This is a genomic window from Dryocola baronae, from assembly GCF_051297175.1.
In the GTDB taxonomy this organism is placed as follows: Bacteria; Pseudomonadota; Gammaproteobacteria; order Enterobacterales; family Enterobacteriaceae; genus Dryocola.
In genome coordinates this window covers 2,391,029-2,409,190 of the sequence record NZ_JBINNY010000001.1, presented here as the reverse complement: position 1 = coordinate 2,409,190, position 18,162 = coordinate 2,391,029, and the positions used below count along the sequence as shown (strand labels likewise).

The following is an 18,162-nucleotide window of genomic DNA, read 5'->3' as shown; positions in this document are numbered from 1 at the left end:
CCTTATATTAATAGCTAAGCCATAACACCTGATAAGGCCGTATGGAGTAAGACCGATCGCCGTTAATTATCTCGCCGGTTAACAGCTCTCTGAAACTATGGTTCGGCAGCGGGAATGACGTAATTTCACCGCTGAGGTTAAACAGCGCAAGAATATTATCGCCGTTACTCGCCGCGCGCTTAATTTCCAACACACTTTCATTTACGCACCGTGCTTCAAATGAACTGTCCGGATGAAAAGCCGCCTGCTGCTTGCGCACCTGAATTAAATGCGTTAACTGCTGATAAACCTGCTGGCGCAATTCATTTCCGCCCGACAGCTCTTCTTCTATATTATCTAATTTATATTTCTGCCGATTGATGGCGCGGTTATAACCGAGGCGTTCGACGCCCGTATAATCATTTCGCGAACCAATGATACTTTGCACATAAATGGCCGGAACGCCTGGGAAAGCGAGTAAAATAGCGTGGGCAAGAATAAAGCGTGCAATTCGCTCATCGTCTGGCGCATCGCGACGGTTTAACGCGTCCATATAGGTCACGTTAATTTCATACGGGCTGCGCGTACCGTCCGGGTTATTTTTCCAGTTAACCAGCGCGCCCTCTTCCTGAAGGCCGTTAACCAAGGCGAGTATCTCCTCCTCAGGCAAAATGCCGCGCAGCGGATTTAGCCCGATTCCATCATGGGAGGCGAGGAAGTTAAACCAGGTGGTATTGCCCTGCGCGGTTTCCCCAAGCGTAGCGGCCCAGCGGCTGATAACCTGCGCCGAGCCGGTATGTATCGCGTGCAGCACCAACGGCGGCAGCGGGAACTGATACACCATCTGCGCTTCGTCATACCCGTTGCCGAGGTAAGAAATATTGTCTTTGTGCGGCACGTTGGTTTCGGTAATAAGCACCGTGCCCGGCGCTACCTCATCGGCGACGGCGCGGAACAGCTTCACAAGCTGGTGGGTTTTTTCGAGGTGAATACAGCAGGTGCCAACGGTTTTCCACATATAGCCAACCGCGTCCAGGCGCACGTAGTCCGCCCCCTCCTGCAAATAGTGCAGCAGGACATCAACCATCGCCAGCAGCACCTGCGGATTGGCAAAGTTCAGGTCAATTTGATCGTCGCTGAAGGTCGTCCAGATATGCTGCCGCGTGCCGTCCGCGAGGGTACAAGGCGAAAGCAAGGGTAAAGCGCGCGGTCGTGTTACCGCAGACAAATCAACGGAGGGATCAACGTGAATAAAGAAATTCTGATATTCCGGCCGTCCGGTTAAATATCCCTTGAACCATTCGCTTTTCGCCGAAATGTGATTACAGACAAAATCAAACATTAATTTCGCTGACTTATTCAGGTGCGAAACATCCTGCCAGCTTCCGGCAATCGGGTCGACCTGATGATAATCGATAACCGAAAAGCCGTCGTCAGACGACCATGGATAAAAGGGCAAGAGATGAATATGAGAAAAACTGTCCTTAAGCCAGCGAAGATAAAAATCTTCTAATGATTTAAGCGTTTTTTCGCCTTCGAGGTGGAATTGATCGGCATAGGTAATCAGGACGATATCTTTTTCATCCCACCCCTGCTTTCTGAGCGGCAATGATTGGTTTTTCGCTTTTTCAACCCTGGCAATAAAAGCGCTAACAAACTCTTTTTCTAACCCGTTGTCGTAAATAGCATCCAGCAATTCTTTAATTTTCTGCATTTTTAGTTTTCTCATGGGAGCGGTACCACGAGAGGCGAGACTACTCCCCGTTTATTTTTATGTCAACGCGGGCAGGCTTTAAACGAGGGCAAAAAACGCAAATGCGGCGCCTCAAAATAAATATTTGTGAGGCACCGCAAATTTATATGTAACGAGGCTTAAGCAGATAAGAGGTTCTTTGCCTTCCCGGAAAGAAAGGCAGATTAGCGTGGAAGCGTGCCGTTATAACGGGTCGAGATCTTGCGCAAAACGCGCGCCAGCAGAGGCTCGAGCGTCATCGCAATAAGAATTTTCAGCGGACGACGGGCGACAGATTTCACCGCCCAGCCCGCTACGCCCGCAGGGCCGTAACGTAATGCCGTCAGCAGAACCAGTTTGCCCGCAAGCTTAAGGCCGGGTTTGGTTTTTTGCGCGGCGGTGCGAAATGAAGTCATGAGATCTCCTTAAATCAGGATATTGTGGTGCGGCCCGAACGCCCTCAGCCCGGCCCTCTCCCCCAGGAGAGGGAGGTAACCGGGATTTGATTAAAGCTGACGAAAACGGCTGCGTAACGTGAAGGTATCGGACGTTATGTAGCGCTCCATCGAACGTAACCGCTGCTCCCCTTCGGCCAGCTGCGCGTCCACTTCGTTAAGCAGGTCGCTGTTGGTCGGCTGGGGTTTTTCGCGATCCGCGCCGTGGGGCATCGGATCGAGAATAAATGTCAGGGCGATGTAGGCCACCAGCGCAAAGAAGAACAGGCCAAAAATCATCGATAAAACCACGATCAGGCGTACCAATTTGACAGGTACATCAAGGTATTGCGCGATCCCCGCGCAGACGCCCTTCAACATGCCCTTTTCAGGGATTCGCCATAATTTACGACCGGAAAATGAATTCGCCATTATTTGTCTCTCCAGTTCGGATGTTCGGCATCAAGGATCTGTTCCAGCGACTGAATACGGTCGCGCATACGTTGCGCCTCGTCAGTGAGCTGTGCCAGCCGCTGCTGTTCGCTTTGTGAAAGCTGCCCGCCGTTGGCTGCGCGATCGTTGTAATGCAACCACAGCCAGATGGGGGCAACAAACAACACGAAAATCGTTAACGGAATGGCCAGAAAAAGCGCGCTCATGTGTACTCCTTACAATTCAGAATAACTGCGGTGTGTCCCGCACAACCGCAGTTAAGGAAAATTAACCGCGATCCTGACCGTTCATTTTTGCTTTCAGCGCGGCGAGCTGCTCGCTGATTTCATCGTCGGCCTTCAGTTCGGCGAACTGGGTGTCCAGATTCTTCTGTTTGCCGAAGCTGTGGCTTTCGGCTTCAGATTCCATCTGGTCGATGCGGCGTTCGAATGACTCAAAACGAGCCATTGCTTCATCCAGCTTACCGCTGTCCAGCTGACGACGCACGTCGCGTGAAGACGATGCGGCCTGGTGACGAAGCGTTAAGGCCTGCTGGCGCGCGCGGGTTTCGCTGAGTTTGTTTTCCAGCTCGCCAATTTCTTTTTTCATACGCGCCAGGGTTTCATCGACGTGAACCACTTCATCTTCCAGGGTGGCGATCAGGTCGGTTAAGTTCTGTTTTTCGATAAGCGCCGCACGGGCCAAATCTTCTTTATCTTTACGCAGCGCCAGTTCGGCTTTTTCCTGCCATTCGGCCTGCTGAGCGGTGGCCTGTTCTACGCGGCGGGAAAGCTGTTTCTTTTCTGCCAGCGCGCGAGCCGAGGTGGAACGCACTTCAACGAGCGTGTCTTCCATTTCCTGAATCATCAGGCGTACCAGCTTCTGCGGATCTTCCGCTTTTTCCAGCAGCGAGTTGATGTTGGCATTCACGATGTCGGCGAAACGAGAAAAAATACCCATAATTCAATCCTCTTTAGTCATTATTTCAGGTGCCTGGCACCCTGCACACCATGATTAATACAAATGCCGTGCCAACTTTTTATCTTATTGATTTTAAAAGAAGTGATTAAATTTGACTCTGTGCACGTTGCGTTTATAGTGGTGATATTCGCTAACAGTTGGTTAATTTCATCATGGCTGAACAAAAAGATAATCTCATCGGCGAGGCTAACAGCTTTCTTGAAGTGCTTGAGCAGGTTTCCCGTCTCGCCCCGCTCGAAAAGCCCGTGCTGGTGATCGGCGAACGCGGCACCGGTAAAGAGCTGATTGCTAACCGCCTTCACTTCCTCTCCCGCCGCTGGCAGGGGCCGTTTATTTCGCTGAACTGCGCGGCGCTAAACGACAATCTGCTCGACTCTGAGCTTTTCGGCCACGAGGCGGGCGCGTTTACCGGCGCGCAAAAACGCCATCCGGGCCGCTTTGAGCGCGCGGACGGCGGCACGCTGTTTCTTGACGAGCTTGCCACCGCGCCGATGATGGTGCAGGAAAAGCTGCTGCGCGTGGTGGAATACGGCGAGCTGGAGCGCGTCGGCGGCAGCCAGCCGCTCCAGGTAAACGTGCGCCTGGTATGCGCAACCAATGCCGATCTGCCGAAGCTCGCGGAAGAAGGCAAATTCCGCGCCGACCTGCTCGACCGGCTGGCATTCGACGTCGTCACCCTGCCGCCGCTGCGCGAACGTCAGCCCGATATCATGCTGATGGCGGAGCATTTCGCCATTCAGATGTGCCGCGAACTGCAGCTCCCACTGTTCCCCGGCTTTACCGAGGAAGCCCAGCGGACGCTGCTTAACTACGGCTGGCCGGGCAATATTCGCGAGCTGAAAAACGTGGTGGAACGCTCGGTCTATCGACACGGCAGCAGCGACGAGCCGGTGGACGAAGTGATTTTAGACCCCTTCGCCCGCAGCACGACACGGCCCGAACCGATCAAATCCGACGTAAGCCCTACGCTTCCCATCGACCTGCGTAAATGGCAGAACGAGCAGGAAAAAGCGCTGGTGACGCAGAGTCTGAGCAAGGCGCTGTACAACCAGCGCAAGGCCGCCGACCTGCTGGGGCTGACCTACCATCAGCTGCGCGCGCTGCTTAAAAAGCACGATATTTCCCCAACCGTGCATACCCTTTAAAAACAGATAAAAGGCTGGATTTACATGCCAGCCCTGTTGATTTGTCTGCTATTTCTTCCGCGCAACCTTTTAGCCCCTTCTCCCGACGCTCGTTCAGGTGGATTCCACCAACATCGTTAGAGTGCTAAGCACCGCACTGAACCGCCTGTAAATTTTCTTTCATAATGCCGCCCTACAATCAGCACGGATTGCAAACACTGGATAAGGGACTGTTTTGAAAAAGAATAAAGCATTTATCGCATCTATGATTTGTTTGGCCTGCTCGGGCGCACGGGCGGAAGGTTTAGCGCTCAATACGCCTCATCTCAAGGGGATGGATAATTTCCGGGACGTGGCGGGAGTGGATACCCCCTACGCCACCAGCCATAACGGCGTGATGCGCGGCGGCGTTTTCTATCGTTCCAACGCCCTCACGCCCACGGCCGCCGATTTGAGCGTGATGAATACGCTGAATATCACCAGCGTGATTGATTTACGCACCCCGGCTGAAATCGCCACCACGCCCGACACGCTGCCCGCCGGCGCGACCTATCTCAACGTCGATCTCATCGGCAGCCAAAGCAACGGCAGCGTGCCCGGCACCCTCGACAGCATGACGCCAGCCGCTATCAACACCATGATGGAAGACGCGGAGCGCAGCTTCGTAACCAGCGATTACGCGCGAGGCGGCATGGCCGATATTTTCAACGAGCTGGCAACCGCCGACGGCGCGGCGCTGTTCCACTGCACGGCGGGCAAAGACCGTACCGGCTGGACGGCGGCGCTTTTACAGTCCATCGCAGGCGTCGATGCCGCGACCATCATGCAGGATTATCTCGCTACCAATGAATATACCGCCGCGCGGGTCAACGCGGCGGTGGCGGCGCTTCCCGCCTCGATGCAGGAAAGCTACCGCACGCTGATGGGCGTGCAGGCCAACTGGCTGCAGGCGGGGTTCGATCAGATCGTTGCCAGCTACGGCAGCGTCGATAACTACCTTAAGCAGGGGCTTGGGCTGAGCCAGGAAACTATTTACGTCCTGCGGGCCAAAATGGTGCGCTATGCGCAGCTTCCCGGCCAGGCGAGTTTCACCGGCAACGCGGCGGCGGGCGCGGCGTTTCTGAACGCGCTCCAGGACTCCCCGCTTTCCGGGCGCTACACCGCGTATAACTATTATCTCCAGTCGGCCGTCGACGGCGGCTCGCTTGGCGGCATGGAAAAACGTATTGGCGGCCAGGTGCATGCCGATGCGCAAAGCTACCTTTTGCGCGCTCCCTCGCAGATAAACGATCGCATCGCGCCCCTGATTGCCGGGAATACGCTTGCCGTAGGCGACGCCGCCGTATGGCTTGCGGGCATGGACAGCTATTTAGGCACCAACGGCAGCAGCGCGACCGGCAGCAGCAGCGAACACTCTGCCGGTGCCGTGGTGGGCAGCACCTGGCGCAGCAGCGAGCGGCTGGCGGTGAACGCCAGTCTGGGCTACGGCCACGGCGCGGTGAGCAGCAATGCCGATGAGGTAAAAACCAACTCCACCTTTATTACGCTCGGGGGCCGCTACGCGCTGCGCTCTTTGCAGGACGGGCCTTACGCCACGCTGCAGGGCAACGCCGGGTACGTTGATTATCAAAGCGAGCGCAGGCCCGGCGGCGGGCTGGGCACGGCAAACGGCGACAGCAGCGGGCAGTTTTACAGCGCCCGAGCGGGCATAGGCTGGCTGGTGCCCGGCGTAGTGACGTTTGACCCAAGCCTCGGCGTGCAGGTAACGCATCTGTATCTGAAAGGCGTTCAGGAAACGGACAGCGAAGCGGCGCTTGACGTTGACGGCAGCAACGAAACGCAAACCAGCCTGGTGAGCAATCTCGATATTCGCCTGAAGCCTTTTGTTCCGGGCAGCTGGACGGTTACGCCGGGCCTTAACGTGGGCTATGAACGCCTGCTCGATAATGCACAAAGCACCTCGCACGCCTCCCTGTACGGGATCGGCGTGAATCAGGTTTCCGCCTTCGATAGCGATAACCTTTATAAAGCGGGTATTAACCTGAGCGCGGCGCGGGGCAACCTGACGCTTGCGGCCGGCGTCAACGTGCTGGCCGCCGATCGCAGCAGCACCGGTTTTAACGGCACGCTAAACGCCAGCTACGCTTTCTGATTCGCTCCTGAAACGCCCTGACAGCGGCCTTACAGATTTTTAGCCAGGGCCGCATCCGGCGCAAAAAACAGCAAATCCACGCGTTTTTTGCGCCCTTTGTTTATAAAAAAGGCAAAAAGCCTGACATATTTTGGGAAGCCCCGCAGAGTGCGATACACTTTGGCTATCACCTTTGAAAACTCAAAAACTTATGCGCGGAATTATCCCCTCCCTCTTACTGAGTCTCAGCTGCCTGAGCGGCGTGGCAACGGCCGCTACGCCTGCTGCGCCTGAAAATAAGCCAGACGACATTCGCAAGAGTGGGTTTGTGTACTGTGTTAACGGCCAGGTCAACACCTTCAACCCGCAGATGGCCAGCGGCGGGCTGACCGTCGACACGCTCGCCGCACAGCTCTATGACCGCCTGCTTGACGTTGACCCCTATACCTATCGCCTGGTCCCCGAGCTTGCGCAAAGCTGGGAGGTGCTGGACAACGGCGCGACCTACCGCTTCCACCTGCGCCCGAACGTGCAGTTCCAGACAACCCCGTGGTTTAAGCCGACGCGCGCCCTGAACGCCGACGACGTGGTATTCAGCTTCCAGCGCATCTTTGACCGCAAGCACCCGTGGCACAACGTCAACGGCGGGAACTATCCCTATTTCGACAGCCTCCAGTTCCCGGACTCGGTGAAAAGCGTCCGCAGGCTGGATAACAACACCGTTGAGTTCCGCCTGGAAAAGCCGGACGCGTCCTTCCTGTGGCATATGGCAACCCACTACGCCTCGGTGATGTCCGCCGAATACGCGGGGCAGCTGACCAAAATCGACCGTCAGGAGCTGATGGACCGCCAGCCGGTGGGCACCGGCCCGTTCCAGCTGAGCGAGTATCGCGCCGGGCAGTACATCCGCCTTGCCCGCAACCCGAAATTCTGGCGCGGCGTTCCGCTGATGCCGCAGGTGGTGCTGGACCTGGGTTCAGGCGGCACCGGGCGTTTGTCCAAGCTGCTTACCGGCGAATGTGACGTGCTGGCCTATCCCGCCGCCAGCCAGCTGACCATCCTGCGCGACGATCCGCGCCTGCGCCTGACCTTGCGCCCCGGCATGAACATCGCCTATCTGGCCTTTAACACCAATAAAGCGCCGATGAATAACCCGGAAGTGCGCCACGCCCTCGCGCTGGCGATCAATAACCAGCGGCTGATGCAGTCCATTTACTACGGAACGGCGGAAACCGCGGCGTCGATTTTGCCGCGCGCGTCGTGGGCCTACGACAGCGATTCGAAAATCACCGAATACAATCCGGAAAAGGCGCGCCAGCGGCTGAAAGCGCTGGGCATTAACAACCTCGAACTGCGTCTTTGGGTGCCGACCAGCTCCCAGGCCTGGAACCCAAGCCCCTTGAAAACCGCCGAGCTGATTCAGGCGGACATGGCGCAGATTGGCGTGAAGGTGATTATCGTGCCGGTTGAGGGCCGCTTCCAGGAGGCGCGCCTGATGGACATGAACCACGATCTGACGCTCGCCGGCTGGGCAACCGACAGTAACGACCCGGACAGCTTCTTCCGCCCGATGCTGAGCTGTGCGGCGATTCGCTCGCAAACCAACTATGCTCGCTGGTGCGATCCGGAATTCGACAAGGTTCTGCAAAAGGCCCTCGCCTCCCAGCAGCTCGCTTCGCGCATTGAAGCCTACAACCAGGCGCAGGATATCTTAGCCAAGGAGCTGCCGGTGCTGCCGCTGGCCTCTTCTTTGCGCCTGCAGGCTTTCCGTTACGACATCAAAGGGCTGGTGCTCAGCCCGTTTGGCAACGCGTCCTTTGCCGGGGTTTCTCGTGAAGACGTAGAGGTGAAAAAACCATGATCATCTTTACCCTGAGGCGTTTGTTACTGCTGCTCATCACGCTGTTATTCCTCGCGATGGTCGGCTTTAGCCTGAACTACTTTACCCCGCACGCGCCTTTGCAGGGCGCTTCGCTGTGGAACGCCTGGGTGTTCTGGTTCGAAAGCCTGCTGCACTGGGATTTCGGCGTTTCCAGCATCAACGGCCAGTCGATCAACGAACAGCTTCGCGACGTGTTCCCGGCGACCATGGAGCTGTGCCTGCTCGCCTTTGGCCTGGCGCTGCTGATCGGCATTCCCGTTGGCATGCTCGCGGGCATCACGCGTAATAAATGGCAGGACAAGCTGATTAGCGCCCTCGCGCTGCTCGGTTTTTCCATTCCCGTTTTCTGGTTCGCCCTGCTTTTAACGCTGTTTTTCTCCCTCACGCTGGGCTGGTTCCCCGTATCGGGGCGCTTCGATCTGCTCTACGAAGTGAAGCCCGTGACCGGCTTCGCGCTGGTTGACGCGTGGCTGTCGGACTCGCCCTACCGCGAGGAAATGATCGTCAGCGCAATCCGCCATATGGTGCTACCGGTTGTCGCGCTTGCCGTAGCGCCGACCACCGAGGTGATTCGCCTGATGCGCCTGAGCACCAGCGAAGTGTTCGACCAGAACTACATCAAAGCGGCGGCGACGCGCGGGCTGTCGCGCTTTACCATTCTGCATCGCCACGTGCTGCACAACGCGCTGCCGCCGGTGATCCCGCGCCTCGGGCTACAGTTTTCCACCATGCTGACGCTCGCCATGATCACCGAAGTGGTCTTTAGCTGGCCGGGCCTCGGGCGCTGGCTTATCAACGCCATTCGCCAGCAGGACTATGCGGCGATCTCCGCGGGCGTGATGGTTATCGGTTCGCTGGTCATCATCGTTAACGTGATTTCCGATATTTTGGGTGCTATGGCTAACCCGCTGAAACATAAGGAATGGTATGCCTTACGATAGCGTCTATCGCGAGAAGCGACCGCCAAGCACGCTGCGCCTGACGTGGCGTAAATTTTACGGTGATACCACGGCGATGGTCGGCCTGTACGGCTGCGGCGCGCTGGTGCTGCTGTGCCTGTTTGGCAGCGTGTTTGCGCCATACGGCCTTGACCAGCAGTTCCTCGGCTATCAGCTGCTGCCGCCGTCCTGGTCGCGCTACGGGGAGGTTTCTTTCTTCCTCGGCACCGATGACCTCGGGCGGGACGTGTTAAGCCGCCTGCTGAGCGGCGCGGCGCCTACCGTTGGCGGCGCGTTTATCGTTACGCTTGCGGCAACGATTTGCGGCGTGGTGCTCGGCGTGATTGCGGGTGCCACCCACGGCCTGCGTTCAGCGGTGCTCAACCACATTCTCGACACCCTGCTTTCCATTCCTTCTCTGCTGCTGGCGATTATCGTGGTGGCGTTTGCTGGCCCGCATCTTACCCACGCCATGTTTGCCGTGTGGCTGGCGCTGCTGCCACGCATGGTGCGATCGGTTTACAGCGCGGTGCATGACGAGCTGGAAAAAGATTACGTGGTTGCCGCCCGCCTGGACGGCGCGTCTACGCTGAATATTTTATGGTTCGCCGTGATGCCCAATACCGCCGCAACGCTTGTCACGGAAGTGACCCGCGCCCTGTCGATGGCGATTCTGGATATCGCGGCGCTGGGCTTTTTGGATCTCGGCGCGCAGCTTCCCTCCCCGGAATGGGGCGCGATGCTGGGCGACGCGCTGGAGCTGATCTACGTTGCGCCCTGGACCGTGATGCTGCCGGGCGCGGCAATCATGATTAGCGTGCTGCTGGTCAACCTGCTGGGCGACGGCCTGCGCCGTGCGATTAACGCGGGGGTGCAATAATGCCATTACTTGATATCCGTAACCTGACCATCGAATTTATGACGTCCGACGGCTGGGTAAAGGCCGTTGACCGCGTCAGCATGACGCTCAACGAAGGCGAGATCCGCGGGCTTGTCGGCGAATCCGGTTCGGGCAAGAGCCTGATTGCCAAAGCCATCTGCGGCGTAACCAAAGACAACTGGCGCGTCACCGCAGACCGCATGCGCTTTGACGATATCGACCTGCTGCGCCTGACGCCGCGCCAGCGTCGTCGCCTCGTCGGCCATAACGTGTCGATGATTTTCCAGGAGCCGCAGTCCTGTCTTGACCCGTCTGAGCGCGTGGGCCGCCAGCTTACGCAAAATATCCCCGGCTGGACGTTTAAGGGCCGCTGGTGGAAGCGCTTCGGCTGGCGCAAACGCCGCGCCATCGAGCTGCTGCACCGCGTAGGGATCAAAGACCACAAAGACGCGATGCGCAGCTACCCCTACGAGCTGACCGACGGCGAATGCCAGAAGGTGATGATCGCCATTGCGCTGGCGAACCAGCCGCGCCTGCTGATCGCCGATGAGCCAACCAACGCCATGGAGCCGACCACCCAGTCGCAGATCTTCAAGCTCTTAACCCGTCTGAATCAGTACAACAACACGACGATTTTGCTCATCAGCCACGATCTGCAAATGCTCAGCAAATGGGCGGACAAAATCAACGTGATGTACTGCGGGCAGACGGTGGAAAGCGCAACCAGCGAGGAGCTTATCGCCACCCCGCACCATCCGTACACCCAGGCGCTGATCCGCGCGATACCGGACTTCGGCAGCCCGATGCCGCACAAAAGCCGCCTCAATACCATGCCGGGGGCGATTCCGCTGCTGGAAAACCTGCCGATTGGCTGTCGCCTTGGGCCACGCTGCCCGTACGCGCAGCGCAAATGTATTGAAACGCCGCGTCTGACAGGCCCGAAAACGCACCTGTACGCCTGTCATTTCCCGCTGAATATGGAGAGTCAGTAATGGCCGAAACGCTGCTCGAAGTGCGTAACCTAAGTAAGACGTTTCGCTACCGTACCGGGCTGTTCCATCGCCAGCACGTTGAGGCGGTGAAGCCGTTAAGCTTCACCCTGCGCGAAAGGCAAACGCTGGCCATTATCGGCGAGAACGGCTCCGGTAAATCTACGCTGGCAAAAATGCTTGCGGGCATGATTGAGCCAAGCGGCGGCGAGCTGGTGATTGACGACCATCCGCTGCACTTCGGCGATTACTCGTACCGCAGCCAGCGCATCAGGATGATTTTCCAGGACCCGAGCACGTCGCTTAATCCCCGCCAGCGCATCTCGCAGATTCTGGATTTCCCGCTACGGCTGAATACCGACCTGGAGCCGGAGGCCCGGCAGAAAAGGATTGTTGAAACGCTGCGCCTGGTGGGCCTGCTGCCCGACCACGCAAGCTACTACCCGCACATGCTCGCGCCTGGGCAGAAACAGCGTCTGGGCCTTGCCCGCGCGCTAATCCTGCGCCCGAAGGTGATCATCGCCGATGAGGCGCTGGCCTCGCTGGATATGTCGATGCGCTCGCAGCTGATTAACCTGATGCTTGAGCTGCAGGAAAAACAGGGTATCGCCTATATCTACGTCACCCAGCATATCGGCATGATGAAGCACATCAGCGACCAGGTGATGGTGATGCACCAGGGCGAAGTGGTCGAGCGCGGCAGCACGGCGGACGTGCTTGCCTCCCCGCTGCACGAGCTGACCAGGCGTTTAATCGCCAGCCACTTCGGCGAAGCCCTGACCGCGGACGCGTGGCGCAAAGACAGGTAACGGCTTGAGGAACTCCGGTTCCTCTTACTTTTTCACCCAGGCTGAAAGCTGCCGCAGCTCGTCGTCAACCGCGCAGCGCAGCGCCGCGTCGGCCTGCGGGTTATCTTCCAGCGCCTGACAGGCCGCCGTCGATTGCAGCATTCCCAGGCTGGCGCAGCTGCTTTTAAGCCTGTGCGCCAGCCGCGAAACCACACCGAGTTCCCCCGCCGCGCGCGTCTGTTCAATTTCGCTCACTTGCGGAAGGGCGTGCTCGATAAACAATGCCATCCACTCGCCGATTTTCTGCCTGCCGAACGTTTTTTCGTCCTGCTCCAGCTGCGCCACGTCCAGCGTGTTCCGCCCCGCGAGATAGTGTTCGATAAGCCGACTCAGCTCGTCCCGCGCAACCGGCTTTTGAATCAGGCCGCGAAACGCCCGCGCGCAGCGTTGCCGCAGGGTTTCGTCGGCTACGTGGGCGCTAAATCCTATCAGCGGCAGGCGCGGAGCAAGCTGCTGGATTTGCCCAGCAAGCGTCAGGCCGTCGATGTCCGGCAGGTCGAGATCGACCAGCACGCCGCTGAACGCGCTATCTTCCTTAAGCATGGCGAGCGCGCGGTACCCGTCGCTGACCACCCTGGCAGCCGCGCCGCACGACAGCAGCATTTCAGCCGTGATGCGCTGCGTGACCAGGTTATCTTCAACGACAAGCAGCCGAACGCCGCTAAGATCGGTGCGCTCTTCGGCGCGCTGCTGATGAGAAACCGCCGCGACGTGCAGCGGAAGATTGAGTGAAAAACAGCTGCCCTCGCCCGGCCTGCTGGCTACGCCAAGCGTTGCGCCCATCGCCTGCGCCAGGCCCAGGCTAATCGCCAGCCCCAGCCCGGTGCCGCCGCGCCTGTCGGTCAACTGCACGAAGGGCTGAAAAATCCTCGCCTGCTCCTGTTCGGCAATGCCGCAGCCGGTATCGGCCACGTCAATCTGCCAGCGTTCGGCGGTTACCGTTACGCGGACGTCAATCTGGCCCTCGGCGGTAAAGCGTAGCGCGTTTGCCAGCAGGTTAATGACGATTTGACGAATGCGGCGCGGGTCGCCGGTCAGCCACTGCGGCAGATCGTCGGCGCAGTGCAGCTGAAGCCGAACGTCGCGCCTGCGGATACGCCCCGCCATCAGGCGCACAATGCTTGCGAGCAGCGCGCGCGGATCGAAGGGTTCGTTGTTGAGCGTTACGCTGCCGCTGCCCGCCTCAATCGCCGAGTAGTCCAGAATGTCGTTGAGGATCGCCAGCAGGCTTTCGCCGGAATCGTTTATCGCCTGCACGTCCGACAGGCTTTTGGCCGACAGCGGCCGTTCCGCCAGCAGCTGCGCGGTGCCGAGAATACCGTGCAGCGGCGTGCGGATTTCGTGGCTCATGGCGGCGAGGAACGTAGACTTCGCGCGGTTGGCTTTTTCCGCCTCGGCGCGGGCCTGATGATGCTGCTGCACCAGCTCCTCAAGCTCGGCGGTGCGTAATTCAACCTGCGCGCTTAAATAGTGCTGCTGATTTTGCAGCGCGTCGGCGCTGGCGCGAAACGCCTCCATCAGCTGTCCCATGGTGTTCAGCTCCCGCACGCCGGAGGTGGCCGGAAACGGCGAGTTCAGATCGCCTTCCAGCAGCCTTTGCAGCGCCGCCGTTTGCCTGGCCAGCGGCAGCGTGACCGAACGCCACACCACGCGCCACAGAATCCACGACAGCGCCGCCAGCGACAGCACGCCCAGCGCGATAAGCCACCGCTGCCCCGTTTCGCGCGCCTGCTTGAGCATTTCCAAAGCATGAGTATTTCGCCGCTCGATATCGCTCACCTGCTGGCTGATTTCGCTGCTAAAGCGCGTAAACACATCGAGGTTGTTTTGCGCCAGCTGCTGGAGCCGGGCGCGGATGTCTCGGTCCTGCTGGTATAAAGAGGAAAGCTGCTGGTAGCGCGCCACGATGTGCAGTTCATTGCCGATTTTCTCCCGCGTGAGCGGGTCTTCCACGCGTTCCTGGCGGCGTTCGAGGATGCGCACGTAGTCGCCGATGCGGGAAATCAGCTCGGCGGGGGCGCGTTCCGCCATCTCTTTTTCGAGGAGCAAAATCAGATGTTCGATGCGCATGGCGTTAAGCCGCAGTTCGCTCATCTGATTCTGGTATTCCCAGTCGACGTCAATCAGCCGGTCTAACGCCTGCTCCGCCGCCTGGTTGCGATTTTCTTCGATCAGGTCGTAAATACCGGCCTGCGTTGCACCCGCCGCCGTGGCCGCATTGTTTAGCTGCCCTTTTGCCAGCTCAGCAATACGGTTTGCCGCGTCCATGATTTCGCGCGAAAGCTCGACCTGCTGCCTGCGCAGCGCCAGGCGCTTTCCTACCAGTTCGCCCTGTAGGCCAAGGCTGCGGGTAATGTCGGACTCCTGCTGTTCGATGGCCTGGGTATCGAACCCCAGCTCGCGCAGCCGCCCCAGCAGCTGGCTGATGCGCAGGCTCTGCACCGTCAGCATTTTGCCCTGGTCGAGCCATTCGCTTTCGGTGGTTGCGTTAGTTAGCGTTTGCGCTGAAAACAGCTCCCAGGCGCTGGCCTCGCTGAGCTGGCGGGCTATGTTCATCGTCGGGATCACCGACTGCGTGTTGGCCTGCTCCACCTCGCTGATAAAGCGAAAGCCAAACCAGCCGATCAGCGAACTGAGCAGCGTCAGTCCGGCCATCAGCAGAAAGGCCAGCCAGAGTCGTCGAGTTAAGGAGGGGTGGCCCATAAATGTCCCGGAGATGAAATAAAATGTTTGAAGCCGCGCGCGAAGCCACTAGCATAAAGCCTTCTTAATCGTGAGGCCATTATGCAAAGCCCGATTCTCCGTTTTCTTGCGCTGCTAGCCTGTGGCTCCGTGGTTTTTGCGGCGCGGGCGGCGATCCACGAGCCGCTGGTGCGCTGGCTGAACGATCGCCAGCACCAGCCCGTCGCCTTCGTGCCTCCGCCTCACGCCCAGCGTAACTGGAAGCTTTGCGCGCTTTATCCCAGCCTGAAGGACGCCTACTGGCTGTCGATCAATTACGGCATGGTGCGCCAGGCGGAGGCGTCGGGCGTTACGCTTAAGGTCTTTGAGGCAAGCGGATATTCACAGCTCGACGCCCAGCGCGAACAGCTGGGGCTGTGCCGCGAGTGGGGAGCCGATGCGATCCTGCTCGGCAGCAGCGTTTCACAATTCCCGGATCTGGCAAAATCCGTTGGCAGCGTGCCGGTTATCGGCGTGGTCAACGCGCTGAATTATCCCGCCATGAAGGCCCGCGTGGGCGTGCCCTGGTTTCAGATGGGCTACCAGACCGGGCGCTACCTTGCGGAGCATTCGTCCGAGCCGCAGCCCAACGTGCTGCTGATGCCCGGCCCGAAAGACGCGGGCGGCAGCCGCGAAATGACCGAAGGGTTTCGTGAGGCGGTAAAGGGAAGCAAAATCAAGATTGTGGACGTGGTCTACGGCGATAACGATCTGGAAGTGCAGCGCAACCTCCTGCAGGACATGCTGGAAAAATACCCGCAGACCAACGTGGTAGCGGGAAACGCGCTGGCGGCCCAGGTCGCCATGGGCGAGGACCGCAACAGGGAAAGGCCGCTTGGCATTGTCTCTTTTTATCTTTCGCACCAGGTCTACCGGGGGCTTAAGCGCCACCGAATTATCGCGGCCGCAAGCGATCAAATGGTGTTGCAGGGCGAGCTGGCAATAAGCCAGGCCGTGCGGGTTCTTCAGCATCAGCCGGTTGAAAACAACGTTAGCCCGCAGATCCTCACCCTCACGCCCCGGAATATCAGCCCGCAAAAGGTTGAGCAGTCGCTGTCTCCGGTGGGGTTCCGCCCGGTTTACGAGCTTGATTCAGCTGACCTCAGCCGCTAAGAAATAGCCCTCGCCGTGCTGGGTAACGAACAAATCGGCGCTCAGCTTTTTGCGCAGGCGGCGGATTAGCACGTCTACGGTGCGCGTGTCCGGGCTATCCACGCGGTTCGACGAAAGCATACGCAGCAGGCGTTCGCGGCTTAATACCTTGCCAGGATTGGTGACGAACGCCAGCAGCATTTCATATTCCGCCCGCGTGAGGCGAATGGCTTCGTCCGCAAATTCCAGCGTGTGGCGCGATAGGTTCAGGCTGTAGCCCGCGAACAGATAGCAGTTATCCTGCTGGGCCTGGCTTGCCGAGCCGCGCGCAAGGTCGATGCGCCAGAGCAGATTTTTTACCCGCACCACCAGCTCGCGCAGCTCCAGCGGCTTGGTCACGTAGTCATCGGCACCCATTTCCAGCCCCACGATGCGGTCAATCCGATCGCAGCGGCCCGTCACCAGAATAATGCCGACGTTGGACCGTTCGCGCAGCGCGCGCGTAAGCAGCAGGCCGTTTTCCTCCGGCAGGTTGATATCCAACAGGATCAAATCCACCGGCTGAAGCAGCATGATCTCTTTTAGCCCCGCCCCACTTTCCGTGACAGAAACCCGGTAGCCCTGCTGCACAAAATAGTCCCGCAGCCGCGCCTGGGTAACGATGTCGTCTTCCACAATGACGATGTGATGGCTCATGGGCGTCCCTTAGCAACCATTCTGTTCATATCCGTTCATATTCTTACTTATTGCGTTCATACGGCCCGCTGACCCTATTCATATTCACTCAATATCATACGGGAGGAGTATCCATAATAACGGAAAGGTCATACTAATGAGTAATCTTTGGCGAAAACTGACCCGGCCCAGCGCGAAGTGGTCCGTGCTGGCGCTTCTTGGCATCGGGTGCCTTATCGGGCTGGCGGTGATTATCCTGCCTCATGCCGGCATCAAGATAACCAGCACCACCGAATTTTGCGTGAGCTGCCATTCCATGCAGCCGGTTTACAAAGAATATAAGCAGTCCGTTCACTTCAAAAACGCCTCCGGCGTGCGTGCGGAATGCCACGACTGTCATATTCCGCCGGACGTTCCCGGCATGTTGTGGCGCAAGCTTGAAGCGTCCAATGACCTTTACCAAAACTTCATCGCCCATTCTATCGATACGCCTGAAAAGTTCGAAGCCAAACGCGGCGAGCTGGCCGAGCGCGAGTGGAAGCGCATGAAGGATAACAACTCCGCCAGCTGTCGCTCATGCCACAACTACGACGCGATGGATCACACCAAGCAGCATCCCGAAGCGGCGAAGCAAATGAGCATCGCGGCGAAAGATAACCAGACCTGTATCGACTGCCACAAGGGCATTGCCCACCAGCTGCCGGACATGAGCAGCGGCTTCCGCAAGCAGTTTGAAGAGCTGCGCCACGGCGCTGACGCAAACAGCGACGGCGACACCCTCTTCACGCTGGACATGAAGCCGATTTACGCCGCGAAAGGCGATAAAGAGCCCGCAGGCTCTCTGCTTCCCGCATCAGAAGTTACCGTCTTAAAACGCGACGGCGACTGGCTGGAAGTGCAGATCGTTGGCTGGACGGAATCCACCGGCCGCCAGCGCGTCCTCTCCCTGCTGCCGGGCAAGCGCATTTTTGTTTCCTCCATTCGTGATGAAGTGCAAAAGCACGCGAAGACCCTTGAGAAAACCACGGTCGAGAGTACCGGCGTGGAATGGAGCAAAATGCAAACCACCGCCTGGGTGCAAAAAGGCGATTTGGTTAACGACATCAAGCCAATCTGGTCCTACACCGAAGCGCTGTACAACGGCACCTGTAACCAGTGCCACGGCGCGCCGGAGAAAGCGCATTTCGATGCCAACGGCTGGATCGGCACGCTCAACGGCATGATTGGCTTTACCAGCCTGGACAAGCGCGAAGAGCGCACCTTGCTGAAATATTTGCAAATGAACGCTTCCGACACCGGCGGCGCAGAGCAGAAACACTAAGGG

The 18,162-nt window shown here is 58.4% G+C and carries 16 protein-coding genes; 9 read left to right on the top strand and 7 right to left on the bottom strand.

What is annotated here, in order from left to right; all coding sequences use genetic code 11:
* Positions 1 to 7 precede the first annotated feature (7 nt).
* The 5 genes from ACSPHG_RS11345 to pspA form a co-directional block, all read right to left on the bottom strand.
* Positions 8 to 1,693, bottom strand: coding sequence for a sugar phosphorylase (locus tag ACSPHG_RS11345; protein WP_435953579.1), 1,686 nt, complete (start codon positions 1,691 to 1,693; stop codon positions 8 to 10).
* Positions 1,694 to 1,896: 203 nt separating this feature from the next.
* A complete protein-coding gene (gene pspD / locus ACSPHG_RS11340) occupies positions 1,897 to 2,127 on the bottom strand; it encodes a phage shock protein PspD (RefSeq protein ID WP_435953578.1) in 231 nt (76 codons plus the stop codon).
* Positions 2,128 to 2,217: 90 nt separating this feature from the next.
* Positions 2,218 to 2,577, bottom strand: a complete 360-nt coding sequence (gene pspC, locus ACSPHG_RS11335; protein ID WP_435953577.1) for an envelope stress response membrane protein PspC — start codon at positions 2,575 to 2,577, stop codon at positions 2,218 to 2,220.
* A complete protein-coding gene (gene pspB, locus ACSPHG_RS11330) occupies positions 2,577 to 2,804 on the bottom strand; it encodes an envelope stress response membrane protein PspB (RefSeq protein WP_435953576.1) in 228 nt (75 codons plus the stop codon). Before pspB ends, pspC begins: the two co-directional genes overlap by 1 nt.
* 61 nt (positions 2,805 to 2,865) lie before the next feature.
* The gene (pspA, locus tag ACSPHG_RS11325; protein WP_435953575.1) at positions 2,866 to 3,537 is read right to left on the bottom strand and encodes a phage shock protein PspA; all 672 of its coding nucleotides are present in this window, start codon (positions 3,535 to 3,537) and stop codon (positions 2,866 to 2,868) included.
* A gap of 158 nt (positions 3,538 to 3,695) precedes the next feature.
* On the opposite strand from pspA, the gene pspF reads away from it, so the two are divergent.
* The 7 genes from pspF to sapF all read left to right on the top strand — a co-directional run bounded on the left by pspF (position 3,696) and on the right by sapF (position 12,311).
* A complete protein-coding gene (pspF, locus tag ACSPHG_RS11320; protein ID WP_435953574.1) occupies positions 3,696 to 4,703 on the top strand; it encodes a phage shock protein operon transcriptional activator in 1,008 nt (335 codons plus the stop codon).
* A 214-nt stretch (positions 4,704 to 4,917) separates the two neighbouring features.
* A complete protein-coding gene (locus ACSPHG_RS11315) occupies positions 4,918 to 6,834 on the top strand; it encodes a tyrosine-protein phosphatase (protein ID WP_435953573.1) in 1,917 nt (638 codons plus the stop codon).
* 190 nt (positions 6,835 to 7,024) lie between these two features.
* Entirely contained in the window at positions 7,025 to 8,674 is a 1,650-nt protein-coding gene (sapA, locus tag ACSPHG_RS11310; RefSeq protein WP_435953572.1) for an ABC transporter substrate-binding protein SapA, read from the top strand.
* Positions 8,671 to 9,636, top strand: coding sequence for a putrescine export ABC transporter permease SapB (sapB, locus tag ACSPHG_RS11305; RefSeq protein ID WP_435953571.1), 966 nt, complete (start codon positions 8,671 to 8,673; stop codon positions 9,634 to 9,636). The genes sapA and sapB overlap by 4 nt, the downstream gene beginning before the upstream one ends.
* Positions 9,623 to 10,513, top strand: coding sequence for a putrescine export ABC transporter permease SapC (gene sapC / locus ACSPHG_RS11300; RefSeq protein WP_435953570.1), 891 nt, complete (start codon positions 9,623 to 9,625; stop codon positions 10,511 to 10,513). Before sapB ends, sapC begins: the two co-directional genes overlap by 14 nt.
* Complete coding sequence (gene sapD, locus ACSPHG_RS11295) at positions 10,513 to 11,505, top strand: putrescine export ABC transporter ATP-binding protein SapD (RefSeq protein WP_435953569.1); 993 nt, start codon at positions 10,513 to 10,515, stop codon at positions 11,503 to 11,505. Before sapC ends, sapD begins: the two co-directional genes overlap by 1 nt.
* A complete protein-coding gene (sapF, locus tag ACSPHG_RS11290; protein WP_435953567.1) occupies positions 11,505 to 12,311 on the top strand; it encodes a putrescine export ABC transporter ATP-binding protein SapF in 807 nt (268 codons plus the stop codon). Before sapD ends, sapF begins: the two co-directional genes overlap by 1 nt.
* A gap of 24 nt (positions 12,312 to 12,335) precedes the next feature.
* Here the strand turns inward: sapF and torS are convergent, their stop codons facing one another.
* Positions 12,336 to 15,053, bottom strand: a complete 2,718-nt coding sequence (torS, locus tag ACSPHG_RS11285) for a TMAO reductase system sensor histidine kinase/response regulator TorS (RefSeq protein ID WP_435953566.1) — start codon at positions 15,051 to 15,053, stop codon at positions 12,336 to 12,338.
* Positions 15,054 to 15,134: 81 nt separating this feature from the next.
* Here torS and torT point away from each other — a divergent pair, with 81 nt between their 5' ends.
* Positions 15,135 to 16,184, top strand: coding sequence for a TMAO reductase system periplasmic protein TorT (gene torT, locus ACSPHG_RS11280; RefSeq protein WP_435953565.1), 1,050 nt, complete (start codon positions 15,135 to 15,137; stop codon positions 16,182 to 16,184).
* Here torT and torR read toward each other — a convergent pair.
* Positions 16,164 to 16,859: a two-component system response regulator TorR gene (gene torR / locus ACSPHG_RS11275; RefSeq protein WP_435953564.1), complete on the bottom strand. Its 696-nt coding sequence runs from the start codon at positions 16,857 to 16,859 to the stop codon at positions 16,164 to 16,166. The two genes, torT and torR, sit on opposite strands and share 21 nt — an antisense overlap.
* Positions 16,860 to 16,995: 136 nt before the next feature.
* Between torR and torC the strand changes: the two genes are divergently transcribed.
* Positions 16,996 to 18,159: a pentaheme c-type cytochrome TorC gene (gene torC, locus ACSPHG_RS11270; protein ID WP_435953563.1), complete on the top strand. Its 1,164-nt coding sequence runs from the start codon at positions 16,996 to 16,998 to the stop codon at positions 18,157 to 18,159.
* Positions 18,160 to 18,162 lie beyond the last annotated feature (3 nt).